The organism is Candidatus Trichorickettsia mobilis, from assembly GCF_034366785.1.
In the GTDB taxonomy this organism is placed as follows: domain Bacteria; phylum Pseudomonadota; class Alphaproteobacteria; order Rickettsiales; family Rickettsiaceae; genus Trichorickettsia; species Trichorickettsia mobilis_A.
The window spans coordinates 1-3,620 of sequence record NZ_CP112960.1 but is presented as its reverse complement, the minus strand read 5'-3'; the positions used below and the strand labels follow the sequence as shown (position 1 = coordinate 3,620).

The following is a 3,620-nucleotide window of genomic DNA, read 5'->3' as shown; positions in this document are numbered from 1 at the left end:
TTAACAAGTAATGGAAAACTAGATCACAAAGCACTACCTGATCCAGAAGTACAAAATCAAGACAGCTATATTGCGCCAAGAACTGAGTTAGAAAAACAATTGTGTGATATTTGGGCTCAAGTGCTTAAACTGGAAAAAATCAGTATCACTGATAACTTCTTTAGAATTGGTGGGGATTCAATCATCAGTATTCAAGTAATGTCAAGAGCTCGTCAAAAAGGTATTTATTTTTCTGTAAAAGATATTTTTAGTTATCCTAGTGTTGCTGAACTTGCAGTTAATGTCAAAATAGAAGAAAGAAAATCTAAAATTGATCAAACGCCTATTAAAGGTGAGATTATGTTAACTCCTATCCAGCATTGGTTTTTTGCTAAAAACTTAGCAAATCATAATCATTTTAATCAATCAATATTACTACAGCCAAAGAAAAAATTACAACCTAACCTTATTAAACAATCATTTATGTTATTAAGATATCATCATGATATTTTAAGGTGTTGTTATAATAACCATCATAATCAGTGGCAACAAATATGTCTTCAGGAAGAAATCGATGTTGTTGAATACCTTGATTTATCCGCAGAAGATAACACTGATGCTACTATAAAAATAGAAAACTATAGTAATCAAATTCAAGCAAGTTTAAATATTAACAAAGGAATAATAATCAAAGCTTTGTTATTTGATTTAGCTAAATCACAACGTTTGTTGATAGTAGCACACCACTTGGTAATAGATAGCGTATCATGGAGAATCTTACTAGAAGACCTAGAGGGTTTTTATAGTCAATTAGAACAAAAGTCAGAAGTACAATTTCCTAATAAAACTTATTCTTATAAACAGTGGTCTCAAACTTTGGTAGACTATGCTCATTCAGCCATTTTAGCAAAAGAGATAACTTATTGGCAAGAGTTAGAAAGAAAAATTAAACCTCTTGAAACAGATTTTAATTTAGGAACTTATTTAGAGACAAATAGCTATAATGTTGAGATATCTTTGAGTAAGGATAAAACTATTGGTTTATTACAAAAAGTACATAAAGCTTACAGGACAGAGATTAATGATATTTTACTAACAGCCTTGGTACTAGGATTTGGAGATTGGGCAGGAAATTATACTCTTAGTATTGCTCTTGAAGGACACGGTAGAGAAGAGATAGTAGAGGAGATTGACTTATCAAGAACTATAGGATGGTTTACTGCTATTTTTCCTGTAGTACTAATAGTAGATAATCCTAATGACTTAGAAGGATCAATTAAAACAATAAAAGAGAATATAAGAACTATTCCGAATAAAGGAATAGGATATGGTATTATCAAATATTCAAAGCCTAAAGTATTCACTGAAAGTAAATCTCCTCAAATCATTTTTAATTATCTTGGTAGGTGGGATAATGTGGCATCTCTAAATAAGTTATTTAGCTTTGCTCCAGAGCCAAGTGGCCGGAATGTTGCGCAAGAAAACATACTGGATTACGTGATTTCAATTAATGCTGAAGTAAAAAATGACATAATGTATTTTTTTTGGACTGCTAGTAGTAATCATTATTATCCAGAGACAATTAATAAAATTGTACATCATTTTATTCAGAGATTGAATCAATTAATAGAGCATTGTTGTCAAGATAATGTTTATGGTTATACTCCATCTGATTTTAATTTAGTTACTTTAAAACAAGATCAGTTGGAAAAAATTTTATCAGAAATAAAGAAGAAATAATAATGATTGATAAACTTAATATTCAGGATCTTTATCCGCTTTCACCGATACAGTCTGGTTTCTTATTTCAGCATTTATATGCACCACAATCAGATGCTTATTTTGTCCAGAGTGTATTTTTAATTAATGGGGTAATAGATCATAATTTACTAAAATTAGCATGGCAAAAAATAATTGATACTTATTCTATTTTAAGAACAGGGTTTGTTTGGCAAAACCTAGAAATGCCGTTTCAATATGTTTTGAAATCAATAAAAATAGAATTTAATTCACTAGATTGGCAAAATTTTAGTGACATTGAGCAAGAAGCAAGATTAAAAGATTTTATTAAGCAAGATCGCAAGAAAGGTTTTGATTTAAATAATGTCCCACTTATTAGAATTCATCTTATTCAAAAAAATAGTAATAGTTATTATTTAGTATGGAGTAATCATCATATTTTACTCGATGGATGGTCATCTTCTATTGTTTTTCAGAATTTTCTTAAATTATATAAAGCATTAAACAGTAATCAGGAATTTTTAATAAAAGAAGATAAGCCTTATAGAGATTATATAGCTTGGCTACAAAAGCAGGATTTAACTAAAGCAGAACAATTTTGGAAACAGTATTTATTTTCTATAGAAAAACCTACTTATCTCAGTTTTAAACATTTAATTAAAGAAAAACAGAATCAAGATTATAGCTTTTATTCAGAAATTTTATCATTAAATGAAACAGAAAGAATTAAAAGTTTTGCTCAAAAGCATAGCTTAACTTTGAACACTGTTTTACAAGGAGCAGTGACAATTGTAATACAACATTACTTACAACAAAAGGAGATTGTTTTAGGTCTTACTGTTTCTGGAAGAAATATAAATCTTACAGGAATTGAAGATATGGTAGGTTTATTTATCAATACGTTACCTCTAAGGATACAATTTGAAGATAATAATATTATTTCTTTCCTAAAAAAACTTCAAAATGATACGCAAAAAATTAATGATTATACTTATACGCAACTAGCAGACATTCAAAAATGCTCTGGTATTGATGGTGATTTATTTAATTTAACATTTGCCTTTGAAAATTATCCTTTTGATGAAAATGATATCCCTCTAGATTTTCAAATTAAGAGAATTAAAACTATAGAGAAAACGGAGTATCCTTTAACTATAATGGCTGGAGCTAGTAAACAAACTAATATTGTTTTTAAATATCAAACAATTCATTTTGATGAGAAGATTATTGTTAGGTTTGCTGCACACATTAAGATGATTTTAACTCAATTTATTAGCAAACAATTTTCTATTTCTTCTCTATTTATTTTAAAAGAAGAGGAGGAGAAGTTACTATTTAAGTTGAATTATACTGAAGTAAAACATGCTAAGCAGTGTATACATAAGCTAATTGAAGAGCAAGTAGTCAAAACACCAGATAATATAGCTGTAGTATATAAAGATACTACTATTACTTATCGAGAATTAAATGAAAGAGCGAATAGATTAGCCAATTATTTAATAAGCCTTGGAGTAGTGACTGAGACCCCAGTAGCTGTCATCATGAATAGGTCATTAGAGATGATAGTTGCAATAGTTGCAATTCTAAAAGCTGGAGGTACTTATATACCTATTGATCGTAACTTGCCAGAAATGAGGCGGCAATTAATTATAGATGATATAGGATCTCCTATAGTGTTAACTGACATAGATAATATTGATATGCTGTCAGCCTCTTTTTCTTTGTTAATTTGTATTGAAGAAGAAATAAATATAATAGAGAAGTTTCCATCTTATAATTTTAATACAGATATTGTGCTTCAGAATCTAGCCTATATAATCTATACTTCTGGATCAACAGGTGTTCCTAAAGGAGTAATGATAACACATGAAAGTCTGAATAACTATATTCAATATAGCAAA

The 3,620-nt window shown here is 28.9% G+C and carries 2 protein-coding genes; both read left to right on the top strand.

Annotated features, from left to right (window positions below; all coding sequences use genetic code 11):
* Positions 1-1,719 (top strand): condensation domain-containing protein (locus tag Trichorick_RS09150; protein WP_323739341.1); only part of this gene is annotated, 1,719 nt, incomplete at its 5' end.
* A gap of 2 nt (positions 1,720-1,721) precedes the next feature.
* On the top strand, positions 1,722-3,620 hold a 1,899-nt coding region (locus Trichorick_RS09145; RefSeq protein ID WP_323739340.1), incomplete at its 3' end, for a condensation domain-containing protein.